This is a genomic window from Streptomyces sp. MMBL 11-1, from assembly GCF_028622875.1.
Taxonomy (GTDB): Bacteria; Actinomycetota; Actinomycetes; order Streptomycetales; family Streptomycetaceae; genus Streptomyces.
In genome coordinates this window covers 7635060-7659830 of sequence record NZ_CP117709.1, presented here as the reverse complement: position 1 = coordinate 7659830, position 24771 = coordinate 7635060, and the positions used below count along the sequence as shown (strand labels likewise).

26 protein-coding genes and 1 pseudogene are annotated in these 24771 nt (G+C 72.1%); 11 read left to right on the top strand and 16 right to left on the bottom strand.

Annotation, left to right across the window (positions count from 1 at the left end; all coding sequences use genetic code 11):
* Window positions 1-5 precede the first annotated feature (5 nt).
* Window positions 6-2219, bottom strand: a complete 2214-nt coding sequence (locus PSQ21_RS33840) for a hypothetical protein (RefSeq protein WP_274035198.1) — start codon at window positions 2217-2219, stop codon at window positions 6-8.
* 68 nt (window positions 2220-2287) lie between these two features.
* On the opposite strand from PSQ21_RS33840, the gene PSQ21_RS33835 reads away from it, so the two are divergent.
* A complete protein-coding gene (locus tag PSQ21_RS33835; RefSeq protein WP_274035197.1) occupies window positions 2288-3175 on the top strand; it encodes a glycosyltransferase family 2 protein in 888 nt (295 codons plus the stop codon).
* A 17-nt stretch (window positions 3176-3192) separates the two neighbouring features.
* On the opposite strand, the gene PSQ21_RS33830 is transcribed toward PSQ21_RS33835, so the two are convergent.
* Both PSQ21_RS33830 and PSQ21_RS33825 read right to left on the bottom strand, forming a co-directional pair.
* Window positions 3193-4395 carry an MraY family glycosyltransferase gene (locus PSQ21_RS33830; protein WP_274035196.1) on the bottom strand — a complete coding sequence of 401 codons (1203 nt, stop codon included), beginning with the start codon at window positions 4393-4395 and terminating at the stop codon, window positions 3193-3195.
* 643 nt (window positions 4396-5038) lie between these two features.
* Window positions 5039-5449 (bottom strand): arsenate reductase ArsC, encoded by a 411-nt coding sequence (locus PSQ21_RS33825; protein ID WP_274035195.1) that lies wholly within the window; start codon window positions 5447-5449, stop codon window positions 5039-5041.
* A 98-nt stretch (window positions 5450-5547) separates the two neighbouring features.
* On the opposite strand from PSQ21_RS33825, the gene PSQ21_RS33820 reads away from it, so the two are divergent.
* Complete coding sequence (locus PSQ21_RS33820; RefSeq protein WP_274035193.1) at window positions 5548-5856, top strand: ArsR/SmtB family transcription factor; 309 nt, start codon at window positions 5548-5550, stop codon at window positions 5854-5856.
* Window positions 5853-6971, top strand: a complete 1119-nt coding sequence (gene arsB, locus PSQ21_RS33815) for an ACR3 family arsenite efflux transporter (protein WP_274035191.1) — start codon at window positions 5853-5855, stop codon at window positions 6969-6971. Before PSQ21_RS33820 ends, arsB begins: the two co-directional genes overlap by 4 nt.
* 53 nt (window positions 6972-7024) lie before the next feature.
* Here arsB and PSQ21_RS33810 read toward each other — a convergent pair whose 3' ends face one another.
* Window positions 7025-7543 carry a GNAT family N-acetyltransferase gene (locus tag PSQ21_RS33810; protein WP_274035190.1) on the bottom strand — a complete coding sequence of 173 codons (519 nt, stop codon included), beginning with the start codon at window positions 7541-7543 and terminating at the stop codon, window positions 7025-7027.
* An 8-nt stretch (window positions 7544-7551) separates the two neighbouring features.
* The gene (locus PSQ21_RS33805) at window positions 7552-7923 is read right to left on the bottom strand and encodes an ArsR/SmtB family transcription factor (RefSeq protein ID WP_274035188.1); all 372 of its coding nucleotides are present in this window, start codon (window positions 7921-7923) and stop codon (window positions 7552-7554) included.
* Window positions 7924-8171: 248 nt separating this feature from the next.
* On the opposite strand from PSQ21_RS33805, the gene PSQ21_RS33800 reads away from it, so the two are divergent.
* Window positions 8172-9569 (top strand): NAD(P)-binding domain-containing protein, encoded by a 1398-nt coding sequence (locus tag PSQ21_RS33800; RefSeq protein WP_274035187.1) that lies wholly within the window; start codon window positions 8172-8174, stop codon window positions 9567-9569.
* A 225-nt stretch (window positions 9570-9794) separates the two neighbouring features.
* Here the strand turns inward: PSQ21_RS33800 and PSQ21_RS33795 are convergent, their stop codons facing one another.
* The 3 genes from PSQ21_RS33795 to PSQ21_RS33785 form a co-directional block, all read right to left on the bottom strand.
* Window positions 9795-10025, bottom strand: a complete 231-nt coding sequence (locus PSQ21_RS33795) for a hypothetical protein (protein ID WP_274035186.1) — start codon at window positions 10023-10025, stop codon at window positions 9795-9797.
* Between the two features lie 124 nt (window positions 10026-10149).
* The gene (locus PSQ21_RS33790; protein WP_274035185.1) at window positions 10150-10665 is read right to left on the bottom strand and encodes a DUF4396 domain-containing protein; all 516 of its coding nucleotides are present in this window, start codon (window positions 10663-10665) and stop codon (window positions 10150-10152) included.
* A 230-nt stretch (window positions 10666-10895) separates the two neighbouring features.
* Window positions 10896-12167, bottom strand: coding sequence for an APC family permease (locus tag PSQ21_RS33785; RefSeq protein ID WP_274036076.1), 1272 nt, complete (start codon window positions 12165-12167; stop codon window positions 10896-10898).
* Window positions 12168-12602: 435 nt separating this feature from the next.
* Here PSQ21_RS33785 and PSQ21_RS33780 point away from each other — a divergent pair, with 435 nt between their 5' ends.
* A complete protein-coding gene (locus PSQ21_RS33780; protein ID WP_274036074.1) occupies window positions 12603-12890 on the top strand; it encodes a metal-sensitive transcriptional regulator in 288 nt (95 codons plus the stop codon).
* A 21-nt stretch (window positions 12891-12911) separates the two neighbouring features.
* Here PSQ21_RS33780 and PSQ21_RS33775 read toward each other — a convergent pair.
* The 3 genes and pseudogenes from PSQ21_RS33775 to PSQ21_RS33765 form a co-directional block, all read right to left on the bottom strand.
* A pseudogene (locus PSQ21_RS33775) lies at window positions 12912-13327 on the bottom strand (TSUP family transporter); the annotation flags it as partial.
* 138 nt (window positions 13328-13465) lie between these two features.
* Entirely contained in the window at window positions 13466-14830 is a 1365-nt protein-coding gene (locus PSQ21_RS33770; RefSeq protein WP_274035183.1) for an MBL fold metallo-hydrolase, read from the bottom strand.
* Between the two features lie 455 nt (window positions 14831-15285).
* A complete protein-coding gene (locus PSQ21_RS33765) occupies window positions 15286-15615 on the bottom strand; it encodes an STAS domain-containing protein (RefSeq protein WP_274035182.1) in 330 nt (109 codons plus the stop codon).
* A gap of 190 nt (window positions 15616-15805) precedes the next feature.
* Here PSQ21_RS33765 and PSQ21_RS33760 point away from each other — a divergent pair, with 190 nt between their 5' ends.
* On the top strand, window positions 15806-16168 hold the full coding sequence (locus tag PSQ21_RS33760) for a helix-turn-helix transcriptional regulator (protein ID WP_274035181.1): 363 nt from the start codon (window positions 15806-15808) through the stop codon (window positions 16166-16168).
* Window positions 16169-16221: 53 nt separating this feature from the next.
* Here PSQ21_RS33760 and PSQ21_RS33755 read toward each other — a convergent pair whose 3' ends face one another.
* A complete protein-coding gene (locus PSQ21_RS33755) occupies window positions 16222-17613 on the bottom strand; it encodes a PP2C family protein-serine/threonine phosphatase (RefSeq protein ID WP_274035180.1) in 1392 nt (463 codons plus the stop codon).
* A 267-nt stretch (window positions 17614-17880) separates the two neighbouring features.
* Between PSQ21_RS33755 and PSQ21_RS33750 the strand changes: the two genes are divergently transcribed.
* Window positions 17881-18735, top strand: a complete 855-nt coding sequence (locus PSQ21_RS33750) for a pentapeptide repeat-containing protein (protein ID WP_274035178.1) — start codon at window positions 17881-17883, stop codon at window positions 18733-18735.
* Window positions 18736-18922: 187 nt separating this feature from the next.
* Entirely contained in the window at window positions 18923-19081 is a 159-nt protein-coding gene (locus tag PSQ21_RS33745; RefSeq protein WP_274035177.1) for a hypothetical protein, read from the top strand.
* A gap of 23 nt (window positions 19082-19104) precedes the next feature.
* On the opposite strand, the gene PSQ21_RS33740 is transcribed toward PSQ21_RS33745, so the two are convergent.
* The gene (locus tag PSQ21_RS33740) at window positions 19105-19722 is read right to left on the bottom strand and encodes a CGNR zinc finger domain-containing protein (RefSeq protein ID WP_274035176.1); all 618 of its coding nucleotides are present in this window, start codon (window positions 19720-19722) and stop codon (window positions 19105-19107) included.
* A gap of 96 nt (window positions 19723-19818) precedes the next feature.
* Between PSQ21_RS33740 and PSQ21_RS33735 the strand changes: the two genes are divergently transcribed.
* Together PSQ21_RS33735 and PSQ21_RS33730 are read left to right on the top strand one after the other, a co-directional pair.
* Entirely contained in the window at window positions 19819-20640 is an 822-nt protein-coding gene (locus PSQ21_RS33735) for an AzlC family ABC transporter permease (RefSeq protein ID WP_274035174.1), read from the top strand.
* Window positions 20637-20942 (top strand): AzlD domain-containing protein, encoded by a 306-nt coding sequence (locus PSQ21_RS33730; protein WP_274035173.1) that lies wholly within the window; start codon window positions 20637-20639, stop codon window positions 20940-20942. Before PSQ21_RS33735 ends, PSQ21_RS33730 begins: the two co-directional genes overlap by 4 nt.
* Window positions 20943-21139: 197 nt before the next feature.
* Here the strand turns inward: PSQ21_RS33730 and PSQ21_RS33725 are convergent, their stop codons facing one another.
* The gene (locus PSQ21_RS33725) at window positions 21140-22585 is read right to left on the bottom strand and encodes a dihydrolipoyl dehydrogenase family protein (RefSeq protein WP_274035170.1); all 1446 of its coding nucleotides are present in this window, start codon (window positions 22583-22585) and stop codon (window positions 21140-21142) included.
* A 126-nt stretch (window positions 22586-22711) separates the two neighbouring features.
* Here PSQ21_RS33725 and trxA point away from each other — a divergent pair, with 126 nt between their 5' ends.
* Entirely contained in the window at window positions 22712-23110 is a 399-nt protein-coding gene (gene trxA / locus PSQ21_RS33720; protein WP_274035169.1) for a thioredoxin, read from the top strand.
* A gap of 183 nt (window positions 23111-23293) precedes the next feature.
* Here the strand turns inward: trxA and PSQ21_RS33715 are convergent, their stop codons facing one another.
* Entirely contained in the window at window positions 23294-23566 is a 273-nt protein-coding gene (locus PSQ21_RS33715) for a hypothetical protein (RefSeq protein ID WP_274035167.1), read from the bottom strand.
* Window positions 23567-23621: 55 nt separating this feature from the next.
* Window positions 23622-24644: a LacI family DNA-binding transcriptional regulator gene (locus PSQ21_RS33710; protein WP_274035165.1), complete on the bottom strand. Its 1023-nt coding sequence runs from the start codon at window positions 24642-24644 to the stop codon at window positions 23622-23624.
* Between the last annotated feature and the right edge of the window lie 127 nt (window positions 24645-24771).

The following is a 24771-nucleotide window of genomic DNA, read 5'->3' as shown; positions in this document are numbered from 1 at the left end:
GCTCGTCAGTTCTGTTCTGCGCGCTGGGAGTTCAGCTCCTCCACCGCACCGAGCGCGTCGCCGACCGTCGTGTAGTCGACGGCGATGAAGGTGACCGGACTTCCCCGTTCCGCTTCGCAGGCCCGGGTGCGCTTCAGGACCCAGTCGCGGGCGTTGACACGCCCGGCGTCCAGACGACTGCCGCCCTCGTTCGTGATGAAGTGGTTGAGCAGGAAGAGCTGTTTTCCGGTGCCGCCCCGGTGGGGGGCGCACGTCATCTCGGAGGGGCTCCGGAAGGCGAACGGGGTCTCCATCCCGTACCGGTAGAAGTTGCGGTACCAGGGCGCCGGGCCGTCGGCCTTCTCGGCGAACACCACCAGCCGTCGGCCGCTGTCGATCATTTCCTCCAGGGTGGGCCACGGGGCGTCCGGGTCCGCCGAGGGGGTGTGGAGGAGGTCTTCCAGACCGGCGGCGCGGAATGCCTCCTCGGTGTCCTCGGGGCTGATGTCGTCCTGGACGATGAGCGTCACGATCTCGGTGGGGTGGGCGCGCAGCCAGTCGCCGATGTCCTCCAGGGCCGGCACCAGTTCGATGGCCCCGGCGCGGCAGACCCCGTGGCAGAGCCAGAGGCCCTCGCGCGGTGGATTGGCCCGGTCGATGGCGCCGGAGATCAGGCGCCGTTGCTCGGGGGTGAATTCGGGGGAGTCCAGGCGCCCGGCGATGTCCTGCGGGCGCTCCCAGCGGTACGTGTCGAGCTGGAGGGCCCGGACGCCCGTGTTGAGCTGGGTGGTGATGTCGGGATCCTGGAGGGGGCCGATGAACCGGTCCGCGGTGGTGGACATGGCGTTGTGCGAGGTGAGGTAGACGGCTTCGTCGTAGCGCAGTTCGCACAGGTGGCTGCCGCCCAGGCACTGGCGGGGCGCGGACGGGCCGAACACGGGTGGCACGAGCAGTACGCCGGCCAGTGCGGCACAGGCCACGCCCGCCGCCGTCGTCCGCACCGCGGTCGGGGTCTCCATCCGGCCCGGGCGCACCAGCAGCCCCCAGCCCACGCCCGTGAGGAGCACGCCGCCGGCGAGGGCCGCGAGGGCGGCGCTCAGCCCGGTGTCCACCACCTGGTTCACGGCGTTGCGCTGGAGGTCGTCGACGAGCGCGCTGACGCTCGGCGCCCAGGAGGGCGGTGTGGTGACGAGGCGGCCCCCGGTGATCAGGCGGGCCAGGAGCACGGCCCCGGCGGTCAGGGCTCCCGCGCAGGCGAGCGCCTGCCCCAGTCGCATCAGCCGACGGGCCGGGGCGGCGGGACCGGTGAGCCAGAGCGTCGCGAGGGCGGCCGGTGCGAGGGTGAGGGCGAGGACCTGGATCAGGGTCAGAAGCTCGATGGCGCCACGGGCCCTCTCCAGGGCCGTGAGGTCCATTCTGGCTGTGGCCAGGGTGTTGGTGAGGTCCCACGTACCGTCCTGAAGGATGGCACGGAGGTCGGCGGCGGCGGTCCGCGACTCCTCGGAGAGCGCGGCGGCGGCGGTGGCCGCCAGCGCGGTCGACACGTCGCCCTCCCCCAGGGCCACCTCGATCTCGGGGCGCAGCGCCGTCCGCTCCCGCTCCGGGACCGCCGCGAGGAGGACATCGGCAGCCCGGTCGGCCTGGCTATCGGTGAGCGGCAGCGTGGGCAGGTTCGGGGCGCGGCCCTCCTCCAGCGCGTCGAGCGCCGTGGCGAGGTCGGCGGTGAAGCGTTCGAAGTCCGGCTGGTCGCTCCCCTGGATGCCCGCCACCAGGTCGCCGAGGTAGACGCGTGCGAGGCCGATGAGATTCTGCAGCACCGGGTCCAGGCCGACGGTCAGCCGGAGCTCGTCACGGTCGCCGCGCAGATAGCCGGTCACCGCCTCGATCTGCTGGTCGGTGAGGGCCCGGACCGTGGCGGGCGGCAGCACGACCTTGATGTTCGACGTCACCAACGCCTCCGGCACGGGCAGGTGCGCGAGCAGGTCGCGGGTGACCGGCGAGATCTCCGGGTCGACAAGCACCTCGCTGTAGAGGCGGTCGTAGGCCGACTCCTCGTCCAGCACCGCCTGATAGAAGCCGGGCGAGGCGACCGTGGACCGGACGGTCGCGGTCAGGGCGACCGTCGTCACGCACAGGACAGCCAGCAGGAAGGCGGCCACCGGCACGAGACGGCCGGACCAGCACGGGGAGGCGGATCCCCACGGCGGCCCGAGCGGGTTCGCGGTCGGTTCGGCGCTCACCCGCCCAGCCTATGCGGAATATCAGCTTCTATGCGTGACTGGTGATATTCAGGAGCTGAGGAGCCCCCTTGCACTCCGTTCACCTGGCCGTGCTGATGACGAGTCATGACCGCCGCGCGCGAACGCTGTCCGCACTGCGCGCCCTGGAGGAGCAGCGCGGGCTCCCCGCCGCGACGACCCTCGGCGTGCACCTCGTGGACACCGGCAGCACCGACGGTACGCCGGAGGCGGTCCGGCTGCGGCATCCGGCGGTGGAGGTCATGTCGGTGGACGCGGGCGTCCCCCACAACCTGGCGCTGCGCGTCGCGAGCCGCAACAGCCGCAGCGGCGGCGGGGGCGGCGGTCCGCTCAGCGGTGTCCCCGCCGGGCCGACCCATGCGTGGACGCATCAGCTCTGGCTCGACGACGGGGTCGAACTGTTCCCGGACGCCCTCGCGAACCTCCTGCGCACGGCCGGGGCGGCAGGGCCCGGAAGCGTGGTCGTGGGCGCGGTGCGGAACGCGTACGGGGACACCGTGTACTCCGGTCGGCGGGGCCGGTCCCTGGCGCTCGTCGAGCCCGGCGCGCACCGGCCCGAGCCCTGCGACACGTACGACGGGCGCGTGGTCCTGGTGCCCCGTGCCGTGTACGACCTCGTCGGGGACCCCGACAAGATCTTCCCCCACCGGCTGGGCGACTACGACCACGGCCGCCGCGCGCGGCGGGCCGGGGTGGCCGCGTTCGTCGCCCCGGGGCACGCCGGTGCGTGCGCGGGCGGACCGGACGCTCCCGGGTCCTGGGAGCCGGGGATCGGCGTCCGGGAGGCACTGCGCCGTGCGACCTCCGTGCAGGAGCTGCCACTCCACCAGTGGTGGGTGTACTGCCTGCGGCACACCTGGCCGTGGGCGCCGTATCTGATGTTCTCCCCGTACGCGCGCACCGCGGCCCGCGCCGCACTCGGCCGGCTCCGGGGATGACCACGGGCCGGGCCGCGTCAGCTCCGCTCGGCAGCGACCGCGGCGGCGGACCGGCCGGTGGGCGGGGGCGGCACGGTGGGACGCCCCGCCGCGGTCCTGGCGGTGCCGGAAGGAGTGCCCTTCCCGCGAGCGGGACCCGTGACACCCGGCGCGGAGGCGGCGGAGGGGATCGCGGTGCCGGGCGCCGCGGTGCGCCGGGCGGCGGTACGGGGCGCGGCCGTGCGGGGCGGCGCGTACGCCGGGATCCTCAGCAGGGCGTGCACGGCGGCCGCCGTCCCGGCCAGCGGCAGGAGGAGGAACGCGGGGTGCAGCAGTTCCGCATACACCAGTGTCGCGGTGGTGACCGGCACGACCGCCCACAGAGCCAGGAGAACCGCCGTGCCCGGCACGGTGACGCGGATCCGGCGCAGGCGGTGCGCGATGTGGTCGTCCGTGTCGCGCAGCGGGGAACGCGCGGCGCGGCGGCGGGAGATCAGGACCAGGGCGGTGTCGGCGAGGGCCACCGTCGCCAGGACCGGCAGCGCGGCCCAGGCGGCACGGCCCGACGGGGCGGCCGCCTGGACCAGCGCGCCGGAGGCGGCCAGCGCGAATCCGGTGAACTGCGCACCGGACGCGCCGAGCCGCAGGCGGGCCGGGTACCAGTTGTGGAGCAGGAAGCCCGCAAGACCCGCCACCAGGGCCGCCGGGAACAGCACGAGGGCGGGGCCCCCTCCGACGGCGGCGCAGGCGAGGAGCCCGGCGGCGGTGACCAGGCCGACGGCGGTCAACAGCCCGTCGGCCTGGTCGAGAAGGGCGAACGCGTTGGTGACGAGGACGATCCAGAGCACGGCCAGGACGCCCGCAGTCGGTGACAGTCCGGCGAGGAAGACGACGAGGACCGCGGCGGCCGTCTGAACGGGGAGGCGGAGGACGGCCCGGAACGGCTTCAGGTCGTGGACGAGCCCGAGGGCGGCGACGATCCCCGTCCCGGCGAGCAGACCCGCGACGGAGCCCGCGGAGTCGTCCGCCGCGCCGAGCCACAGGGCCGCGCCCACAGCCGTCCCGACGCCGAGCACGACCGCCGTACCGCCGGTCCTGCGCAGCGCTTCGGCCCGTGGCGCATGCCCGCCCGGTTCGTCCTGGGCGTGGGGGCGGAGCGCCGCACGACGGGCGCCCTTGGCGAGTGCGACCGTGATGAACAGCGCGGCCACAGCGGAGGCGATGATCCCCAGCACGTTCACCTGCCCTGCCTTTCCTCGTTCATGACCTGCGGCGCGGAAGGCCGGGCGGCCGGTGGAACGGCGGCAGCCCGGCACCGGGCCGGTTCCGGGTCGGGGGACACGGGACGCCACCTGGGTGGCGTTTCTCCCCAACCTACGGGCCAATGTCCCCATTCGCCCTAAATAACACGAAAAGGGCGACGCATTGTTCTGTCGGCCGGCTACGGGAGGGCGCGGGTCGGCCCGGCCGTTGGCCTCCAAAGGGGCAACCCGGGAACGAAGTTGGGAGAGGGCGCGGCCGGAGGGGCCGTCAGCCCCCGACGAGCCGTTCGGCGTTGCGCTTCGACGGCGGCGCGCCACAAGCGGGACGGAGCGTCGGCCGGTCACCACGGCGACCGGCCGACCGGGGCGCAGGCCCAGGCCGGGCCGCGCAGCCCGTCCGCACGGCCTGGGCCTGCGGCCCTGCGGTCAAGCGGTCAGGCACGGAGGGCCGCCGGGGCCGCGGGCAGCCCGTCAGGTTCTCGCACGGCACGACGATCGCCCGGTGCGTCCCGCCGCCCCTGGACGACCCCGCGACCCACAGGACGCCCGACGTCGAACGCTCGACGTCGAACGCCGGTCGCCGGTCGCCGGTCGTCGGTCATCGGTCGTCGGCCCAGGAGAACTAGGGCGCGATCTCGGCGATCAGGTCCTCGACGAGGGTCTTGATCTCGTCGCGGATCGGGCGTACGGCCGCCACGCCCTGACCGGCCGGGTCCTCCAGCTTCCAGTCGAGGTAGCGCTTGCCGGGGAAGACGGGGCAGGTATCACCGCAGCCCATCGTGATACACACGTCCGACGCACGGACCGCGTCGACGGTGAGCACCTTCGGCGCCTCGGCGGAGATGTCGATCCCCACCTCGGCCATCGCCTCGACGGCGGCGGGGTTGACGGCGCCTGCTGGGTTCGAGCCCGCGGAACGGACCTCGACGCGGTCGCCGGCCAGGTGGGTCAGCCAGGCGGCGGCCATCTGGGAGCGGCCGGCGTTGTGGACGCAGACGAACAGGACGGACGGCTTGCCGGGGGACTCGGCCATGGTGATCGTTCTCTCCCGTCGCACGGCGGAACTCGGCCGCCGATGACTCCGATGACACCCGCGGGTATCAGCGGGCGGTGATGTGAGAGTATCAGCGCATGCTGACTTCAGTCGATCCTGATGTGATCCGGGTGCTGGGCGATCCGCTCCGCCTCCGGATCGTGACCCTGCTCGCCCGCGAGACGCTCTGCACGACGCACCTGGTCGAGGAGACCGGAGCCAAGCAGACCAACCTGTCCAACCACCTGAAGGTCCTGCGCGAGGCCGGGCTGGTGGAGACCGAGCCGTGCGGCCGCTTCACCTACTACAAGCTCAGGCCCGAGGTCCTGGCCGGGCTGTCCGCGCAGTTCGCCGCGCTGGCCGAGTCCGCCCGTACCGCCGGTGAGAGCAAGAGGGCCTGCCCGTGACCTCCGCCGAGCCCACCACCACGTCCGCCCGGGGCGCCGGCCCGGACGGGGACGACTCCATCGTCAGGAAACTCTCCACCCTCGACCGCTATCTCGCGGTGTGGATCCTGCTCGCCATGGCCGTCGGCCTGGGCCTGGGCCGCCTCGTCCCCGGGATGAACGACGCACTCGCGAAGATCGAGATCGGCGGGATCTCCCTCCCGATCGCTCTCGGCCTGCTGGTCATGATGTACCCGGTGCTGGCCAAGGTGCGCTACGACCGGCTCGACCGCGTGACCGGCGACCGCAGACTGCTGGTCTCCTCCCTGGTGGTCAACTGGATCATCGGCCCCGCGGTCATGTTCGCCCTGGCCTGGATCTTCCTGCCGGACCTGCCTGAATACCGCACCGGCCTGATCATCGTGGGACTCGCCCGCTGTATCGCCATGGTCATCATCTGGAACGACCTCGCGTGCGGCGACCGGGAGGCCGCGGCCGTCCTCGTCGCCCTCAACTCGGTGTTCCAGGTGTTCGCCTTCGGCCTGTTGGGCTGGTTCTACCTCGACCTGCTGCCCCGGTGGATGAACCTCGGAGACGGCCAGGGCCTGGACGTCTCCGTGTGGCACATCGCGCTGAACGTCGTCATCTTCCTCGGCATCCCGCTGCTGGCCGGTTTCCTCACCCGCCGCCTCGGAGAGAAGAGGATGGGGCGCGAGCACTACGAGCAGCGGTTCCTGCCGAAGATCGGGCCCTGGGCCCTGTACGGCCTGCTGTTCACGATCGTCGTCCTCTTCGCCCTCCAGGGAAAGACGATCACCTCGCAGCCGCTCGACGTCGCCCGGATCGCCCTGCCACTGCTGGTGTACTTCGCGATCATGTTCTTCGGGACCTTCCTCCTCGGGAAGAGCCTCGGCCTGGCGTACGACCGCACCACCACGCTCGCGTTCACCGCGGCGGGCAACAACTTCGAACTCGCCATCGCGGTGGCCATCGCCACCTTCGGCGTCACCTCCGGACAGGCCCTGTCCGGGGTCGTCGGCCCCCTCATCGAAGTGCCGGTGCTGATCGGCCTGGTGTACGTGGCGCTCGCCTGGCGGCGCACGTTCTCCCCCGGTTCGGTGACGACGGCCCCGTGACACGGCGCGGCTGTCCCGCGACGCCGTACGCGGGACAGCCCAGAGCCCCGTCGTCACGTAACGGCGGGGCTGCGGCGCTCGACGAGGACGACGTCGCGCCAGACGCCGCGGTGGCGCCCGATCCTCTCCCGGATGCCGATGACCCGGAAACCCGCCCGCTCGTGAACGGCGAGGCTGGCGGTGTTCTCCGGGAAGATCCCGGCCTGAATGGTCCAGATCCCGGCCTGCTCCGTGGAGTCGACCAGCGCCCTCAGCAAGACGGTGGCGATCCGACGGCCACGCGCGGTGGGGTCGACGTAGACGGAGTGCTCGACGACGCCCGCGTACGCGCCCCGGTCCGAAACCCTGCCGGCCGCCACCCAGCCCAGGACCTCACCGTGCCCGCCGAGCGCGACGAAACGGTGGCCGGGCAGTTTCGCGGCGTCGAAGCTCTCCCAGTCGGGCGGGGCGGCCTCGAAGGTGGCGTTCCCCTCGTCGATGCCCGCCCGATAGATCGCCAGCACCTGTTCGGCGTGGTCCGCCGTCAGCGGCACGACCACGACCCCCGGCACCTCGCTCAAAGCTCTCCCCATCCCGGCTGTCAAGCGGCCGGCCGCGTCAGCAGCCTGCCCATCCCGGCCAGCACCGACGGTTCGACCCGGTAGTAGACCCAGGTGCCACGCCGTTCGGACGTCAGCAGTCCGGCCTCCTTCAACTTCTTCAGGTGGTGGGACACGGTGGGCTGGGAGACGCCGACATCGGAGATGTCGCACACGCACGCCTCCCCGCCCTCGTGCGAGGCCACCGCGGAGAACAGTCGCAGCCGCACCGGGTCGCCGAGCGCCTTGAACATCCGCGCGGCCGTCTGCGCCTCCTCGGCGGTCATCGGGCGCTCGGTCAGGGGCGGGCAGCACGGCACCACTCCCTGACCGTCGGCGGGCTCGATCAACGGCAGCACCTTCGCATTCGACATACGTCTATGTTGACACACGTCAAACCAGGACGACCAGAGGCCTGTCCGGCGCGGGGGGGGGCGGGCGGAGCTGGACCGGAAGCGAACCACAGCGATCCCACCCGGCCGCCTCCGACGCGCAGCACGAGCCACCGCGCGGACGCCATCACAATTTCGACATCTGTCTATGTTGACGCCTGTCGATGCAAGTGTCATGCTGGGCCCCACGATCCATCGACAGATGTCGAAACAACCAAGGAGTCGTCGACGTGAACGCGCCCGTCACCAACGAACTGCCCGTCGTCGTGATCGGGGCCGGGCCCACCGGCCTGGCCGCCGCAGTCCATCTGATCGACCGGGGCATCGAGCCTCTTGTCCTGGAAGCCGGGCCCACCGCCGCCGCCGCGGTGCGCGCATGGTCACATGTGCGGCTCTTCTCCACCTGGGGCGAGGTCGTCGACCCGGCCGCCGAGAAGCTGCTGGCCCCCACCGGCTGGACACGGCCCGACCCGGCGAGCTATCCCTCCGGCGGGGACTGGGCCGAGCGGTATCTGCAGCCGCTCGCCGACGCGCTCGGCGACCGAGTCCGGCTCGGCGCCCGGGTCACCGGCGTCTCGCGTGCCGGCCGCGACCGGACCGTGGACGCCGACCGCGACCAGCAGCCGTTCGCCGTGCACATCGCCCATGCCGACGGCCACGAGGAGCGGATCTTCGCCCGGGCCGTCATCGACGCCTCCGGCACCTGGTCCACGCCGTCCCCCGCGGGCGCCAGCGGCCTGCCGGCCCTCGGCGAGAAGGCCGCCGCCGACCGGATCGCCTACCGTGTCCCCGACCTCAAGGACCCGGCCGTACGGGCCCGCTACGCGGGGCGTCGCACCGCCGTCATCGGCTCCGGGGCCTCCGCCTTCACCGCGCTCGCTTCCCTCGCCGACCTCGCCGTGTCCGACGACGGCACGGGCACGAAGGCGGCGTGGGTCCTGCGCCGGGGTATCTCCGGCTCCACCTTCGGCGGGGGCGACGCCGACCAGCTGCCCGCCCGCGGGGCGCTCGGGCTCGCGGCGAAGGCCGCTGTCGACGACGGGTACGCGGACGCGGTGACCGGCTTCCGTACCGAAGCGATCGAACGGGACGCCGACGGCCGCCTGGTCCTGGTGGGCGAGGACGGGCGCCGCCTGGACCCGGTCGACGAAGTCATCGTGCTGACCGGCCTCCGCCCCGACCTCGGCTTCCTCGACGAGCTCCGCCTCGGCCTCGACGAGCGACTCCAGGCCCCCACGGAGCTGGCACCGCTGATCGACCCCAACCAGCACTCCTGCGGCACCGTCTACCCGCACGGGCACCGCGAGCTCTCCCACCCGGAGAAGGGCGTGTACCTGGTCGGCATGAAGTCCTACGGCCGCGCCCCGACCTTCCTCGCCATGACCGGCTACGAGCAGGTCCGCTCCCTGGCCGCCGCCCTCGCCGGCGACCTGGAAGCCGCCGACCGCGTCGAACTGACCCTCCCCGAAACCGGAGTCTGCGGCGGGGCGGGCCTCTTCGACGACCCGGCCGCCGCACCGTCCGACGGCTCAGGCTGCTGCGCGGCGCCGGAACCCGCCCTCGTCGAGCTCGGTGTAGGCGCACCGTCCGACGGCGCAGGCGCGGCCGGCGGTCGCCGCTCGTCGTAACCGCCCTGTCGCACCGTCAGGTCACCTCGCGCACCTGACGCGCCGACCGACCCGACCCCCATTACCTTTTCGTGGCCTCGCAATGGGGCTCCCGGCCTCTGGGCCCGGCATGACTTCCCCCTGCTTCCCCCCTTGTCAACCATGATCCGGGGGTGGTGTCACCGGGCCCGGAGGCACTGACTGACCGCTGATTAGGGGTATGACCACCGACACTTCGCAGGTCGCTCAGGGCCGGGGCAGATCGACCAGGACGCTCACAATCGAAGCAACGCCCAGAGCACCACAGGTGAACCTGACCACCGCCGGTGTCAGGAGCCGACTGATTCCCACTGTGTTCGCCATGAAGCCATGGATCCGCCACGCGACATCGCGATAGTTGAACGCCACCATCAAAGCGGCGGCACCAAGAACCACACCCCGCCCGACCTCTGCCCACGCATTCATCAGTTCCCCCACACACAGAAACAGTCAATGCCCAGTATCGATCCAGGGCGCTTGACCAAACCCACAGGGGCCCCGGGAGAACAGGACACGCACCCCGGCCCGAGCCTGACGCGGCTGCGCGGCTGCGGGGATGCGGTCAGTGGTAGGCGTGAACGACGGCGTGGCCCTTGCCGCGGCCGATCATCCACTTGTTGATCGGCGTCGTGATCACAAAGGCCACGGCGAAGCCGCCCAGAAGGGCCGTCCAGAACAGCGCGTCCGACAGGTGGGCGTCCATGGCTCCGGGCGTCAGGGCGATGATGCCGTTGTCGACGAACTCCATCACCGCGATCGAGACGGTGTCGGCGGCCAGTGCCACCTTCAGCGCGGACCTGAAGTCCAGCCCCGCCCTGCGGACCGCGAACAGCGTGAACGAGTAGCCGAACACGAACGCCAGCGCGATCGCCAGGATCATCGTCTCGACATTGCCCCACAGCAGGGCGGTGCCGATGACCATGCCGAGAATCTCACCGATCGCACAGCCGGTGAGACAGTGCAGCGTCGCCTTCGCGGCTGTCCCCCACGTCGCGCCGCCCTTCTGATGTCCGGCGTGATCCGTGTGCGTAGGCTGCCCGCCGGGGTCGTGATCGGTGTGGTGCGTGCCGTGATCCATGGTCGCCGTCTCCCGTCCCGTCCGGTGCGGTTCCGCTGCCCTACGCGACCAACGATATACCCGACAGGGGTATAACGCTTCTCGCCCGCCCGCCGGAGATCACGTGACCGCCCTCAGTTGTCGGCGGCTGATGGACGGTGCGCGGCGGCGGTCCCGGACCGGAGTTCCGTGGCGGGATTTCTCCGCCCGCGACTCACCCGCCACCCGCCACCTGGAGCACGGCTTACGGGTCAGCGGAGCGTACGGCCGCTGACCGCCTTTCGGACACCGAAGACAGCGGCTCCGGCGGCGAGGACCACGGCCCCGGAGATCACGGCACCCGGGGGCAGCGCGAAGGCGAGGACCACGCAGCCGGTCAGCCCGACCACGGGAACGAGGCGGTGGGGCCGGCCTTCTTCGGGGGTGAGCGTCCAGGCAGAGGCGTTGGCGACGGCGTAGTAGGCCAGCACGCCGAAGGAGGAGAACCCGATCGCTCCGCGTACGTCGGTGGTCGCGGCGAGCACGGCCACGACAGCGCCGACGGTGAGTTCGGCGCGGTGCGGGACCCCGAAACGGGGGTGGACGGCGGCCAGTGCGTACGGCAGATGCCGGTCGCGGGCCATGGCCAGGGTGGTGCGGGAGACGCCGAGGATCAGGGCGAGCAGGGAGCCGAGTGCCGCGACGGCGCCGCCCACGCGGACGACCGGCACGAGCCAGTCGGCCCCCGCGGCGCGTACGGCGTCCGCCAACGGGGCGGTCGCGTCCGCCAGTCCGCCCGGGCCCAGTACCGCCAGTACGGCACCGGCAACGAGCGCGTAGACGGCGAGCGCGATGCCGAGCGCGATCGGGATGGCGCGCGGAATGGTACGGGCGGGATCCCGAACCTCCTCGCCGAGCGTGGCGATGCGGGCGTACCCGGCGAAGGCGAAGAACAGCAGGCCGGCGGACTGGATCACCCCGCCGATGCCGGCGTCCGAGCCGATGCGCACCCGCGAGGCGTCCGCGCCGGACGAGGTCAGGGCGGTGAGGACCACGGCGGCGAGCACGGTCAGGACCACCGCGACGATGACCCGGGTGAGCCGGGCGGACTTCTGCACCCCGGCGTAGTTCACCGCGGTCAGCACCGCCACGGCGGCCACGGCCACCGCGTGCTCCTGACCGGGCCACAGGTACGCGCCGACCGTGAGGGCCATGGCCGCGCAGGAGGCCGTCTTGCCCACGACGAACGCCCATCCGGCCACATAGCCCCAGAAGTCACCCAGCCGTTCCCGGCCGTAGACATAGGTGCCGCCGGACCGGGGATAGCGGGCGGCCAGCCTCGCCGAAGACGTCGCGTTGCAGTAGGCCACCACCGCGGCAAGGGCCAGGGCGAGCAGCAGCCCCGAACCCGCGGCCTCCGCGGCCGGGCCCAGCGCCACGAAGATCCCCGCCCCGATCATCGACCCCAGACCGATCACCACCGCGTCGAACACGCCCAGCCGACGCCGCATCCCGCCCGCGACGCCGCGCCCCGCGCCATCCATCGTGCTCACGTGCTCTTCCTCTCGCCCCGCCCCACGAACCCAACGCACCGTACCGGAACCGCATGTCGCGCCGGTGCCGCGGCGGGAGCGGTAACGCAGCGTGCGTTGCGGGCACCGGGTGGACGACGGCCGCACGCCCCGGCGCGCCCACCACCATGGGTGACGAGGTCATTTCCGTGTACGTCTCGACGCCAGGGACGGAGGAGATCGCCCATGGCGGCCCCGGAGCGGAAACCGTTCCGCAGCTCCACCCTTCACCCTCGCGCCCGGTGGGAGGCGCCGAGGCCGGTCAGCGCCCGCGCAGCGCCGCGAGGGTGGCGTCGAGGCCCGCCGCGCCGGGGCGGTTGGGGGCTCATGGCAGGTGTCATCCTTTTCTGTCGGATCCCCGGCCAAAGGGAGTACATTACCCCTGGGGGTATTTCATGAGGAGTGATGATGGAGCTTGATCTGGCGGGAGCGGAGCTCAAGGCGGTTCTGAACCGGCTGCGCCGGGCGCAGGGGCAGATCGCCGGCGTGATCCGGATGATCGAGGAGGGGCGGGACTGCGAGGATGTCGTCACCCAGCTGGCGGCGGCGTCGCGGGCGCTGGACCGGGCCGGGTTCGCGATTATCGCCACCGGGCTCCAGCAGTGCCTGACCGAGGTGGAGGACGGGCAGCGTTCCGGTGAGTCCCGGGACGAGATGCGTGCCCGGCTCGAGAAGCTCTTCCTGTCGCTCGCCTGACGCCGGGGGCGGCCCGCGTGCTCAGGCGACCACGTCGACGAGCATGAAGGCCGCCACCGCGAAAAGCGTGTACGCGAAGGCTTTCCGCGGCCTGGCGTCGTCGACCTTCGCTGCCAGCCGTGTGCCGTCCCAGGCCCCGAGGATCGCCGCTCCGGCGAACGGGGCAATCACTTCCCATCTCAGGTCGTCGCCGGTTCCCGACCGTGCCACGAGGGCGGCGAGGGAGTTGAGGGTGATGACCAGGACGCTGGCGCCCACGGCCTGTTTCATGCGCAGGCCGAGAACACCGACCAGGGGGGCACGGCGAGAAATCCGCCTCCTACCCCGAGGAATCCCGTCACGGCGCCGAGACCGGCACCGGTCCCGGCCGCCTTCACTGGCCGTGTCCCCTCTTTCGGCCGGGCAGCAGAGGGCCGCAGCATCCGCAGCGCCTCGAGTCACCGTCACCGTGCTCGTCGATCACCGGCGGCCCTGCGGCGGCCCACGCGGCTTCGGGCCGCTCCCCGGCGGTGCGGACAACGCCTCGCCCGGGGAGAGGCGTTGTCCGCTTCCCCGGAGGAGATACATCGACGACGTCACCCTTCTCCGGTGACGAGGGCCAGCCCGGCCTCGGCGGCGGCGGCGAAGCCGTCGTCCACGGCGACCACGTCCCGCCCCGCCGCGTCCAGCAGCGACGCGGCGATGCCCGCACGCATCCCGCCCGCACAGTGCACCCAGACCGTGCCGTCGGGCACGTCGTCGATACGCTGGTGGATCTGGTGGACCGGGATGTGGACGGAGCCCTCGATCCAGCCCCCCGCCCGTTCGGACGAGCGGCGTACGTCCAGTACGACGATCCGGCCCCTCTCCTGACCGGCCAGTTCGGCGAACGTGGCGCGGGGGAAGGACGCGGCACTCTCGCCGGCACGGAGCCAGTCCGCCGGACCCCCGGTCGCGGCGGCGGCCGGCCGGTCGATGCCGACGCGCACCAGCTCCCGCTGGGCCGCGGCGAGTTGCTCGGCCGACTCGGCAAGCAGCGTCACCGGCTTGCCCCAGGGGATCAACCAGGCGAGATACGTGGCGAGCTTGCCGTCCGCCTCGAAGTTGTACGAACCCGCGACATGCCCCTCGGCGAAAGCGACGCGGTTGCGCAGATCCACCACCCACTCCCCCGCCGCGAGCCGCGCGGCGATGTCGTGGGGGTCGGCGACGGCCGGCGCGGTCAGGTCCACGGCAGCGGGCCCGGCCGCGTTGACGGGGCTCATGTGCGCGTAGTACGCGGGCACGTCCTCCAGACCCGCCAGCAGTTCGGCGACGAAGCTGTCCACTTCCACGGTGAGAGCCGGATTGACCGCCTTCTCCTTGCCGATCGTGGTCGCCTCCCCGTCGGCCTGGGCGGACGAGCAGAAGCTGCCGAACCCATGCGTCGGCAGCACCTCGGTCTCGTCGGGCAGGGCGTCGGCGAGGCGCCGGACGGAAGCGTGCTGAGCTCGGGCCAACCGATCGGTGAGCCGCGGCTCCACGAGATCGGGCCGCCCCACCGTACCGATGAGGAGAGAGCCGCCGGTGAACGCGGCGACGGGCCTGCCCGCCTCGCTCAGCACGTACGCCATGTGGTGCGGCGTATGCCCGGGCGTCGCCACCGCGGCCAGGGTCAGTTCGGCGTCGATGACGACGGTGTCACCGTCGGACACGGCGGTCCGGGCGAACGAAACGTGCGCCCCGGCCGGAACGTGGTAGGCGGCTCCGGTGATACGGGCCAGTTCGAGACCGCCGGTCACATAGTCGTTGTGGAGGTGCGTCTCGACCACATGGGTTATCGCCACACCACGCCGGGCGGCGGCGGCCAGCACCCGATCGATGTCGCGGGGCGGGTCCACCGCGACCGCCGTCTGCCGACCACCGGCCACGTAGCCGCGGTTGCCCAAGCCCTCCACGTTGATGGCCTCAACGAAGAACACAGGATTCCCCTTCCGACGAAAGTTACCCCCCGGGGTATGCCTAGCACCGTAACACGCTTACCCCCGGGGGTATATTTCGCGCCGTGGAGGCCATCCGCCGGGGGGCAGGGCCGGAAAAGGGTCTGCGACCGCGTCTTACGTGAAGGTCTGCGACCGTGTCTTACGTGGTGGTGGAGCGGGGAGCGGGAAGCGGGCTGCGGTGGCGGGAGCGCCGGTGGGCGGGCGCCACGACGAGCCCTTCGGACCCAGCGCGCGGGAACCCGGAGGTCCCCACCACCAAGGAAAGGCCGGGGCCCAGCGGTGGCGGCGAGCCGGGGAAGAGCCCCGGGCGCCCCGCAGAGTTCCGCCGGACAGCTCTCCGGCACTCCCTCACCGATCACCGGGCTTCGCAGTGCGCACGGCGCGGTGGATCGCGTACCGGTCAGCTCTGCGTGATGACGATGGGGCGCGCCGGGTTACGAGGCGGCAGCCTCCTCGACCGTCCGGCGGATCTCCAGGACGCTGTCGACGCGGGAGATCTCGAGGAGGCGTCGCACCCGCGCGGAGGGTGCGGCGACCCGCAGCCTCCCCGTCCGGTGGGTCAGGATCAGCAGGTTCAGGAACGCCGAGTCGGCGAAAGTGACGGCGGAGGCTTCGAGCACCACCTTCGGGTACTGCCTGGTCGCGGTGTGCAGCGCCTCCCGGAGCGGAGCGATCGAGCCCAGGTCGTACTCGCCGGCGGCGGCGACCACCCAGGCCCCGCGGTACTCGTACTGCCGCACCTTCGGACCGCGGTAAGCGTCCACGCTGAAAACCTCCGGGGCCGGAGTCCCGCTGGCGCTGCTCGTGCACGTCGACAAGGCCGCGTCGTTCCAGAACACCTCGGGCTCCTTCTGCTCTTCTCCCGTACGGGAACACGGGAACAGGTCATCGGTTACCGGAAAAATATGTCATGCAACATGCTTCCGGCAACCTGTGTCCCTTAAAATGGTGTCCATGGCAGCTGTACCTGAGTCCCACACCGGATGGACGTTCATCACCAGTCACGCCCGCGTGCTGGCAGCCATCGCCGACAACCCCACCATCCGCATCCGCGAGATCGCCGCCCGCTGTCGGCTCACCGAGCGCGCCGTCTCGAGGATCATCTCCGACCTGGAACGGGACGGATACCTCTCCCACACCCGGGAAGGACGTACGAACACCTACCGCATCGGCCCGGACAAGGTCCTGCGCCACCCCGCCGAAGCCGGCCTGCCCGTGGCTTCCCTGCTCTCCCTGCTCGTCCAGGACGAGACCGAACGCACCGGCGCACCGGCCACCCACGAGCAGCATCCGGTGGACATCACCGCCGCGGGGTAGCGCAGGACCGCCCCGGTCCGGCTGGTGCGCCTCCTGCCGGTGGCGTTTCCAGGTCAGGGGGCGGCCACGTCGGGGCCGGCGTGCGGGGGCGCGATCCTGACCGCGATCAGGGCGACGTCGTCCGAGCCGCCTCCGGCCATGCCTTCCAGGATCTCGTCGCAGAACGTCTCGAGCGGTTCACGGGCCAGGGCCGCCGCGTGCTGCCGCAGGCGCGCCAGACCCCGGTCCATGTCCTCCTCACGGCGCTCGACGAGGCCGTCCGTGTAGAGCAGCACGGTCGAGTCGGGCGGAAGTGTGTCGGTCGTGGCGGGGCGATGGACCTCGGGCTCCACCCCGAGCATGACGCTACGGCCCCCGGTGAGAAAGCGGGTCTCCCCGTCGTGCGTCACCAACAGGGGGGCGGGGTGGCCCGCCACCGCGTAGTGCAGCAGCCACGGCTCGTCCGCGCCCAGCCGTTCGACCAGCGCGTAGATACAGGTCAGCGTCTGATGGGGATAGAGGATGTGATGGGCCGCGTCCAGCCGGGCGAGGATCTTGCCGGGCGGTTCCTTGCGGTCGCAGGCGATGCCCCGGAGCATGTTGCGGGTCTGACTCATCATGACCGCGGCCCGCAGGTCATGTCCCGCGATATCGCCGATGATCAGTGTCATCGCGCCGTCCGGCAGCACGAAGGCGTCGTACCAGTCACCACCGACGCGGGCGGTGGTGCTGGCCGGCCGGTAGCGGGCCGCCACGTCGAGTGGGCCGTCCGTGGGCAGGCCGGGCAACAGGGAACGCTGCAGCCGCTCTGCCGTGTGCTGTGCCTCGGCGTGCAGGCGCGCGTTGTCGACGGCCAGCGCCACCCGGTGGGCGAGGTCCTCGACGAGGGAGAGGGCTTCCTCGGTCAGCCGGGCTTCTCCACAGGTACGAGCCAGGGTCAGCACACCGAGCACCTGACGCCGGGCTCGGAGCGGGGCGACGACCGCCGTATCGGCCCCGAGCCGCTCGAAGAGATCCTTCTCCCGGGAACACAGAGGGTCGTCCGCCTCCTTGGGCGGGGGAAAGTCCGTGAGCAGTACAGGGCCCACACCCAGCAGCGCGCGGGCGACCGAGGCCGCCGACCCTTCGGCCGGGGGCAGCAGCCCCTCGTCCAGGCCCGGGGACGTCACATCGGCGTCCCGGTGCTCGACGACGAGCCTGCGCAGCCGCCCCTGGTCGTCCAGCAGGTCGACCGCGCACCAGTCGGCCAGGCCGGGGACGAGCGTGCGGCAGAGCCGACGGAGCCCCTGGTCCACTTCGAGCGTGCTGGAGAGGGCCTCCGCCGCGTTGATGAGCAGCGTGAGCCGGTCCAGGGCGTGCTGTACCTCCTCGTCGACCTCGAAGCGGTCGGCGCCGCCGCCCGGGTCCCGCTCTCCGCCGGCCCCGCGAACAGGCGGGCCACCCGCCTCGTCCTGCTTCGGGCACATACCGGGTCCTCGCCTCTCTCGTACGCACCCGCCGGGGACCTGAGTCGCCGGGCGCCCTCTCAGTCTCCAGCACACGGCTACGCCGGGCATGTGGGAGACGACGGCCGACCACGCGCGCCGCCGTGCCCCACACGGCCCCGCCCCCGGCCGCGCACGCCCGGCCCCTCGTACCGTCGCGGTCCGCGTTCGGGCGCACTCCTCCCACGAGGGACAATGGAGCGCTTCAGCCACACCGCACCGCCGTCCACCGCCGCATCAGGAGTCCCCGTGCCCGAGCGCGACTCGTCCGCCGCGCAGACCGAGCGCAGCTCGTTCGCCGCGCAGCCCGACCTACAGGCCGACTGCGGCAACTGCTTCGGGCTGTGCTGCGTGGCACTGCCCTTTTCGCGCTCGTCGGATTTCCCGGTGAACAAGTCCGCCGGCACGCCCTGCGGAAACCTTCAGGAGGACTTCCGCTGCGGCATCCACGAGCGGCTGCGCGACCAGGGCTACAACGGCTGCACGGTGTTCGACTGCTTCGGCGCGGGCCAGAAGGTCTCCCAGGTCACCTTCAAGGGCGTCAGCTGGCGCGAGGAGCCGGACTCCGCCCGTGCGATGTTCGAAGTCCTCCCCGTCGTACGCCAGTTGCAGGAGCTCCTGAAGTACACCGCGCAGGCCCTGGACCTGCCCGCGGCACGACCCGTCCACCGGGACCTGCGCCACGCGTACGAGCGGATCGACGCGCTCACCCGCGAGACGGCGGAGAGCCTGCTCGCCGTCGACGTGGACGCGCTGCGCGGCGAGGTGAACCCGCTGCTCCTGCGCGCCGGCGAGCTGGCCCGCGCGGCGGTCCCGGGGCGCGGGAAGAACCACCGGGGCGCCAACCTCATGGGCGCCCGGCTGCGCGGTGCGAAGCTGCGCGGCGCCAGCATGCGCGGCGCCCTTCTGATCGCGGCCGACCTGTCCGACGCCGACCTGCGTGACGCGGACCTGATCGGCGCGGACATGCGGGACACCGACCTGTGCGGGGCTGATCTGCGCGGCGCGCTGTTCCTCACGCAGTCGCAGCTGAACGCCGCGCGGGGCGACGCCCGCACGAAGGTCACCCACCCGCTGGAACACCCGTCGCACTGGGCAGGCTAAAAGCTGTCCCACAAGTCCCGGTGTGGCGGTTCCTACCCTCGAAGCGTCTCCAGCAGCCGCCGCGAAGGACACACCACAGCTGCACGTCCAGAGCCATCGGCAAGGCCTTGAGCTCGAATGCCGATAGCCATATGGGCATCCGTGCGGAGCTGTGCGCGACTTCCACTCCGTCTCAACAGCACCTGCCGTGCCCCTCTTGGAGCTCAGCGACCACGCCCGCCGTTCCGAGGGCCACGCCGCCTTCGTAGGTGGCCGGCTGACCAAGGAGCCCCAGAAACCTTTCGCTGAGCTCTCCACCGAACTGCGGCGGCTGACCGCCCCGATCCTCGCCCGCGCCTACGGATGAGGCCCGGCGGCGGGCTCTCGGGGTCATCCGCGCTGCCGGGTGCGAGCGTAGTGGCGTCTGGCGCGGTCCCGGTTGCCGCAGTCCTCCGAGCTGCACCAGCGCCGGGTCCCGCTCCGGGACCGGTCGAGGAAGAACCAGCCGCATCCGGGGCCCGCGCAGCGCCGGACCCGGCCCAGGCCGTCCCCGCTCAGCAGGTCCTCCGTCCGCAGCGCCAGCGCGTGGCGCAGATCGTCGAGACGGCCCGTGCCGGGCTGCCACCGCAGAGGGAAAGCGGGGGGCAGTACGGCGTCCTCCCGGGCCAGCACCATGTTCCGGCGCAGCGCCTCCCACTCTGCGGCAGGGGGCTCCTGATCGTCGACCAGGGCATCCAGGACCGGCCAGAGGGCGGCGCGCAGGTCGAGGAGCGCCGCGGTCGCGGTATTCGAGGGGGTGGAGTCCGCCGCCTCCGCCCGGAGCAGCGCCTCGGCGCGGTCGGCGGTGAACAGTCCGCCGGCAACGGCCCAGCTCGCCCACGCCTCGGTGCCTCGGACACGGTCGACGGTTCGGGCGGGGTCCAAGCGCCAGGCGACGGTGTTGGCGAAGTCGAGCACCGGATGACCGCCCACGAGCGACACACCGGAGCCGTGGGGGCGTGCCGACACGTCTGGAGCGCGAGGAACAGCTTGCTTACTCGTCACACCCTCATCGTAGTCGTTCTTATAACGCCCATAAGCGTTTATGACTGTTACGATGAAGCGATGGGCAGTCCCCGATCAGCGAAGGCAGCCGTCTCACCGCGTGCGAGCTTCCTCTCCGGACTCAGAACCGGGTCCGGGCTCGCGGCGGCCTCCTTCCTCCTCGCCGTGAGCTTCGGCGCGATCAGCACCTCCCAGGGCTGGGGATTTCTCGCGCCCGTGATCTGCTCGATGGCCGTGTTCTCGGGGTCCGCCCAATTCGCCCTGGTGGCCACGCTGGGCTCCGGCGGCGGTGTGGCCGGCGCCGTGATGTCCGCGGCACTGATCAACAGCCGCTTCATCCCCATGGGTATCGCGGTCGCCGGCGACCTGCACGGCGGCCGGTTCCGCCGCGCGCTCGAAGGCCAAACGGTGGTGGACGGCTCCTGGGCCGCCGCCCACCTTGGAGGAGGACGGTTCGACCGGTACCTGCTCTTCGGCGCCACCGCGATCCAGTGGCCCGCCTGGGTGGCGGGCACCGCCCTCGGCGTGGTGGTGTCCCCCGACCCCGATCTCCTGCACCGGCTCGGACTGGACGTCCTCACACCCGCGCTCTTCCTCGCACTCCTCTTCAACGAAGTCCGCCGGGAACGGATCAACCGCCTGCCGGCCCTGCTCGGCGCGGCGATCGCCGCCGGACTCATCGTCTTCCTGCCCGCGGGCCCCGCCCTGGTGGGCGCGGCGCTAGCGGCTCTCGTCGCCCTGTTCAGGACACCCTCCCGGCACCGAGAGACCGACGAAACGGACGAGACGGCGGTGGCCGAGACCACGCAAGCCGCAGGGCCGGCCGAAACGCCTGGAAGGGCCCTGCGCTCCGCCCGCTCCGACGAAGACGTCGCACCATGAAGCTCTGGCTCACCATCGCCGCCGTCGCCGCCGTCAGCTTCGCCTGCAAGGCCTTCGGCCCCGCCCTCTTCGGCGGGCGCACCCTGCCCCCACGAGCACAGTCGGCGATCGCCCTCTCCGCCCCCGCCCTCCTCGCCGGATTCGTCGTCGTAGCCGTACTGGGTCCCGGCTGGACCGCGCTCGACCCCACGGTGATCGCCGGACTCGCGGTGGTTCCGCTGCTCCTTCGGCACCGGGCCCCGCTCCCCGTGGCTCTGGTGGCCGCAGTCGCCGTGACGGCGGCTCTGCGCATATGGGTGTAGGCACGTGCGCGGTCGTCGACCCGTCGGCGTTACCGGCGGGCCTGTTCCCCTCACCGGTGAGCCGGGGAGCATCAGGTGCCAAAGGTCCTGGATGACGCACACCGCACGGTCCCACCGCTGCCTGCCGGAGAGCGTCACCTACCGGGCCAGAGCGCGGCGCCCCACCGTGGTGGTGCTGCCGGTGATGACGGCGGTCCCTACCCTCTGAAGGTCTCCAGCAGCCGCAGCCACACCTCGCTGATGGTCGGGTACGCCGGGACCGCGTGCCACAGGCGGTCGATCGGGACCTCCCCCGCGACCGCGATCGTCGCCGAGTGCAGGAGTTCGCCGATGCCCGGGCCGACGAAGGTGACGCCGAGCAGGATTTCACGGTCCAGGTCCACGATCATCCGGGCGCGGCCCCGGTAGCCGTCGGCGTAGAGGCCGGAGCCCGCGACCGAGGCGAGGTCGTAGTCCACGGCGCGTACGCGGTGGCCCGCGCGTTCGGCCTCGGCGAGGGTGAGGCCGACGGACGCGGCCTCCGGGTCGGTGAAGACGACCTGGGGGGCGGCCGCGTGATCGGCGGTGGCCGCGTGGGCGCCCCAGGGTGCGGTGTCCAGTGCGGTCTTCCCGGTGCGCGCGGCGATCGCCGCGCCCGCGATGCGGGCCTGGTACTTGCCCTGGTGCGTCAGCAGGGCGCGGTGGTTGACGTCCCCGACCGCGTACAGCCAGTCCGTGCCCTCGACGAGGCAGCTGTCGTCCACGGTGAGCCAGGAGCCGGGTTCGAGACCGATCGTCTCCAGGCCCAGGTCGTCCGTGCGCGGGGCCCGGCCGGTGGCGAAGAGGATCTCGTCGGCCTCGATGCTGTCGCCGTCGCCCAGGTCGACGGTGACCGGGCCGTCCGGTGCGGGGCGCTGGACCGCGGTGACCGAGACGCCCGTACGGATCCGGGCCCCGGCCTCCGTCAGCGCGTCGGCGATCAGCTCGCCCGCGAAGGGCTCCATCCTCGGGAGCAGACCGCTGCCCCGGACCAGCAGGGTCACCTCCGAGCCCAGCGCCTGCCAGACCGTCGCCATCTCCACGCCCACGACTCCCCCGCCGACGATCACGAGCCGCCCCGGAGCCTCCTTGGCGCTGGTGGCTTCGCGGCTGGTCCAGGGGCGGGCCTCGTCGACGCCGGGGAGGGTGGGGACGACGGCCCGGGAGCCGGTGCAGACGGCGACGGCGTGCCGGGCCGTGAGCCGGTGCTCCGTGCCGTCGGGGGCGGTGACGGTGACCGAGCGGGGGCCGGCGAGCCTGCCCGTACCCCGGTAGACGTCCGCTCCGACGCTCTCCAGCCAGGCGACCTGGCCGTCGTCCTTCCAATGGCTCGCCTCCTCGTCCCGGTGGGCGAGGACGGCCTCCACGTCCAGCGGGCCCCGCACCGCGGCGCTCAGTCCCGGCACCCGGCGGGCGTCGGCGCGGGCGACGACGGGACGCAGCAGCGCCTTGCTCGGCATGCATGCCCAGTAGGAGCATTCGCCGCCGACCAGCTCGGACTCCACCACCGCTGCGGAGAGCCCGGCGGCGCGGGCCCGGTCCGCCACGTTCTCGCCCACCGGGCCCGCGCCGATGATCACCACGTCGTAGGAGGCGCGCTCGGATTTCATCCCTGCATCAGTCATGGGAACAGTGTCCTCGCGGGTGTGCGCCCCGGCCACATGGGCAGGCGGAATAGCGCACGTGCAGCCACCGTTGTGCCGGACAGAAACCGTCAGGTCTCCACCGGCAGAGGAAGAGGTACCCCCAGTATGAGCACCGTCGAGCTCACCAAGGAAAACTTCGATCAGGTCGTCAGCGACAACGATTTCGTCCTGATCGACTTCTGGGCTTCCTGGTGCGGCCCGTGCCTGCGGTTCGCGCCCGTCTACGACTCGGCCTCCGAGCGCCACCCCGACCTGGTCTTCGCCAAGGTCGACACCGAGGCGCAGCAGGAGCTGGCGGCTGCCTTCGAGATCCGTTCCATCCCGACGCTGATGATCGTCCGCGACAACGTCGCGGTCTTCGCGCAGCCCGGTGCGCTGCCCGCGGCGGCTCTGGAGGACGTCATCGGGCAGGCCCGGAAGCTGGACATGGACGAGGTCCGCAAGTCCGTCGAGGAGCAGAAGCGGGCAGCCGAGTCGGGCCAGGGGCAGCAGGAGGCCCCGTAGGCGCCCTGCCGGAGCGCGGTACGGCCCTGGGCCCCGACCGACACCATGCATGGTTACGGTGTACGCGGTCGGGGCCCTCGGTCGTGTCCGGGCGCGCGTGACCCTCGTGCCGTGCCGGCGTCCCGGTCCTGCCAGGGCGCGCGGCGAGCCCGTGTTCTCGGGGCCGCCCGCCTCTTCCCGCTCTCAGGACGCGGGCCGCTCTCCCTCGGCCCCGGCGACGCGGACCGACATGCCGTAGTCCAGTTCCTCGCCGTCGATGAGCACGGCCTCCACCGTCCGGGTCTCCGGATCGACGTCCGCCTCCATGCCCTGACCCGCGTACCGGGGGTAGCCCGAGGCCCCCGTCTCACCGGTGGCGGCGACGACCGCGGACCGGATCGGCCGGCCGGGGGCCCCGGTCCGTGTCCTGCTGTGGTCGGGGATCAGGAGGAGCTCATAACTCTGCGGGTGGCTCATGCCTCCGACGCTAGACATCCGCGGTGGGTCGCGCATGTCGTCGCGCCGGAGGCGGTCAGCTGGATTCCCGGTGCACGGCGCTGGTGCGGAGCAGATCCTGATGGACCGGCGGCCCGCCCGGGTGCTGGACCATGCGGTCGATCGTCTCGGCCAGCGGCTGCGGCATGGCGAGCTCCATCCGGACGGTGCTCAGCCGGGGACGCAGCAGTCTGCCGATGAGGGAGTCGTCGGCGCCGATCACCGCCGTGTCGGCCGGCACGGTCACCCCCGCGTCCTGGAGTGCCCGCATCAGCAGCATGGCGTACTCGTCGTTGTACGCGAACACCGCGTCCAGTCCCAGTTCCGGCCAGCGGGCGGCCAGTTCATGAGCGGACTCCTCCTCGTACCGCAGCGGGAGCGGGCATACGCGGGCCCCCGCCGGTTCGGCGACGCGACGTGCCCCGATGAGACGGGGTTCGGAGAAGGGCGCCCGGCCCGGTTCCTGGGGCATGACCACGCCGATATGGCGACGGCCGCGGGCCAGCAGGTGTTCCACCGCGCTGGCGCCTACCTGGCGTTGGTCCATGACCAGGCCGTGCGCTCCGGCCACCGGGCCGGGGCCCAGGGTGATCACCGCCTTGGCGCCGGAGCGGGTCAGGATGCCCGTGCCGTGCGGGGTGAGGGCGATGCCCGGCGGTACGACGACGGCGACGGGCCGCAGTTCGGCCCAGGCCGTGGCCGCCTCGTCGGCGGTGAGACCGACGCTGCCGTACTGGACGACGGTGTAGTCCAGGCGGCGCAGCCCGGACTGGAGTTCCTCGAAGAAGTACTGGTGCAGTGGTCCCGCCGGTATGTGGCCGGAGGGCAACAGGACCATGCGGCTGTGTCCGGCGCGCAGGCTGCGGGCAGCCGCGTGCGGAACGTAAGCGAGCTGGAGGGCGGCCTCCCTGACCCGGCGTCGGGTGGGTTCGCTGATCCGGACGGTGGCGTTGTTGTTCAGTACGTACGACACGGTGGCCCGGGACACTCCGGCGAGGCGCGCGACATCGGCGCTGGTCGGAACGGAGACTCCGGCGGGCTGCTTGGGTAACTGGCTCATGGCGTCGGGCAGTCTTCCAGACCGGTGGGAGCGGGTTTCGGCCCGGGGCCCGCAGGTTCGGTCACACTGGCCGGAACGCCGCCCCGCGGTCTTGAGTCCGACGCCCCGCTCCCGGGATCGGGCGGTG

What these genes read in the sequence shown, in the direction of transcription:
- PSQ21_RS33825 (WP_274035195.1), bottom strand. Translation starts at nt 5,449, where the DNA reads ATGGCCGAGTCCCCCGGCAAGCCGTCCGTCCTGTTCGTCTGCGTCCAC.
- PSQ21_RS33820 (WP_274035193.1), top strand. Translation starts at nt 5,548, where the DNA reads ATGCTGACTTCAGTCGATCCTGATGTGATCCGGGTGCTGGGCGATCCG.
- PSQ21_RS33810 (WP_274035190.1), bottom strand. Translation starts at nt 7,543, where the DNA reads ATGGGGAGAGCTTTGAGCGAGGTGCCGGGGGTCGTGGTCGTGCCGCTG.
- PSQ21_RS33805 (WP_274035188.1), bottom strand. Translation starts at nt 7,923, where the DNA reads ATGTCGAATGCGAAGGTGCTGCCGTTGATCGAGCCCGCCGACGGTCAG.
- PSQ21_RS33790 (WP_274035185.1), bottom strand. Translation starts at nt 10,665, where the DNA reads ATGGATCACGGCACGCACCACACCGATCACGACCCCGGCGGGCAGCCT.
- PSQ21_RS33785 (WP_274036076.1), bottom strand. Translation starts at nt 12,167, where the DNA reads ATGGATGGCGCGGGGCGCGGCGTCGCGGGCGGGATGCGGCGTCGGCTG.
- PSQ21_RS33780 (WP_274036074.1), top strand. Translation starts at nt 12,603, where the DNA reads ATGGAGCTTGATCTGGCGGGAGCGGAGCTCAAGGCGGTTCTGAACCGG.
- PSQ21_RS33760 (WP_274035181.1), top strand. Translation starts at nt 15,806, where the DNA reads ATGGCAGCTGTACCTGAGTCCCACACCGGATGGACGTTCATCACCAGT.
- PSQ21_RS33755 (WP_274035180.1), bottom strand. Translation starts at nt 17,613, where the DNA reads ATGTGCCCGAAGCAGGACGAGGCGGGTGGCCCGCCTGTTCGCGGGGCC.
- PSQ21_RS33735 (WP_274035174.1), top strand. Translation starts at nt 19,819, where the DNA reads ATGGGCAGTCCCCGATCAGCGAAGGCAGCCGTCTCACCGCGTGCGAGC.
- PSQ21_RS33730 (WP_274035173.1), top strand. Translation starts at nt 20,637, where the DNA reads ATGAAGCTCTGGCTCACCATCGCCGCCGTCGCCGCCGTCAGCTTCGCC.
- PSQ21_RS33725 (WP_274035170.1), bottom strand. Translation starts at nt 22,585, where the DNA reads ATGACTGATGCAGGGATGAAATCCGAGCGCGCCTCCTACGACGTGGTG.
- trxA (WP_274035169.1), top strand. Translation starts at nt 22,712, where the DNA reads ATGAGCACCGTCGAGCTCACCAAGGAAAACTTCGATCAGGTCGTCAGC.
- PSQ21_RS33715 (WP_274035167.1), bottom strand. Translation starts at nt 23,566, where the DNA reads ATGAGCCACCCGCAGAGTTATGAGCTCCTCCTGATCCCCGACCACAGC.
- PSQ21_RS33710 (WP_274035165.1), bottom strand. Translation starts at nt 24,644, where the DNA reads ATGAGCCAGTTACCCAAGCAGCCCGCCGGAGTCTCCGTTCCGACCAGC.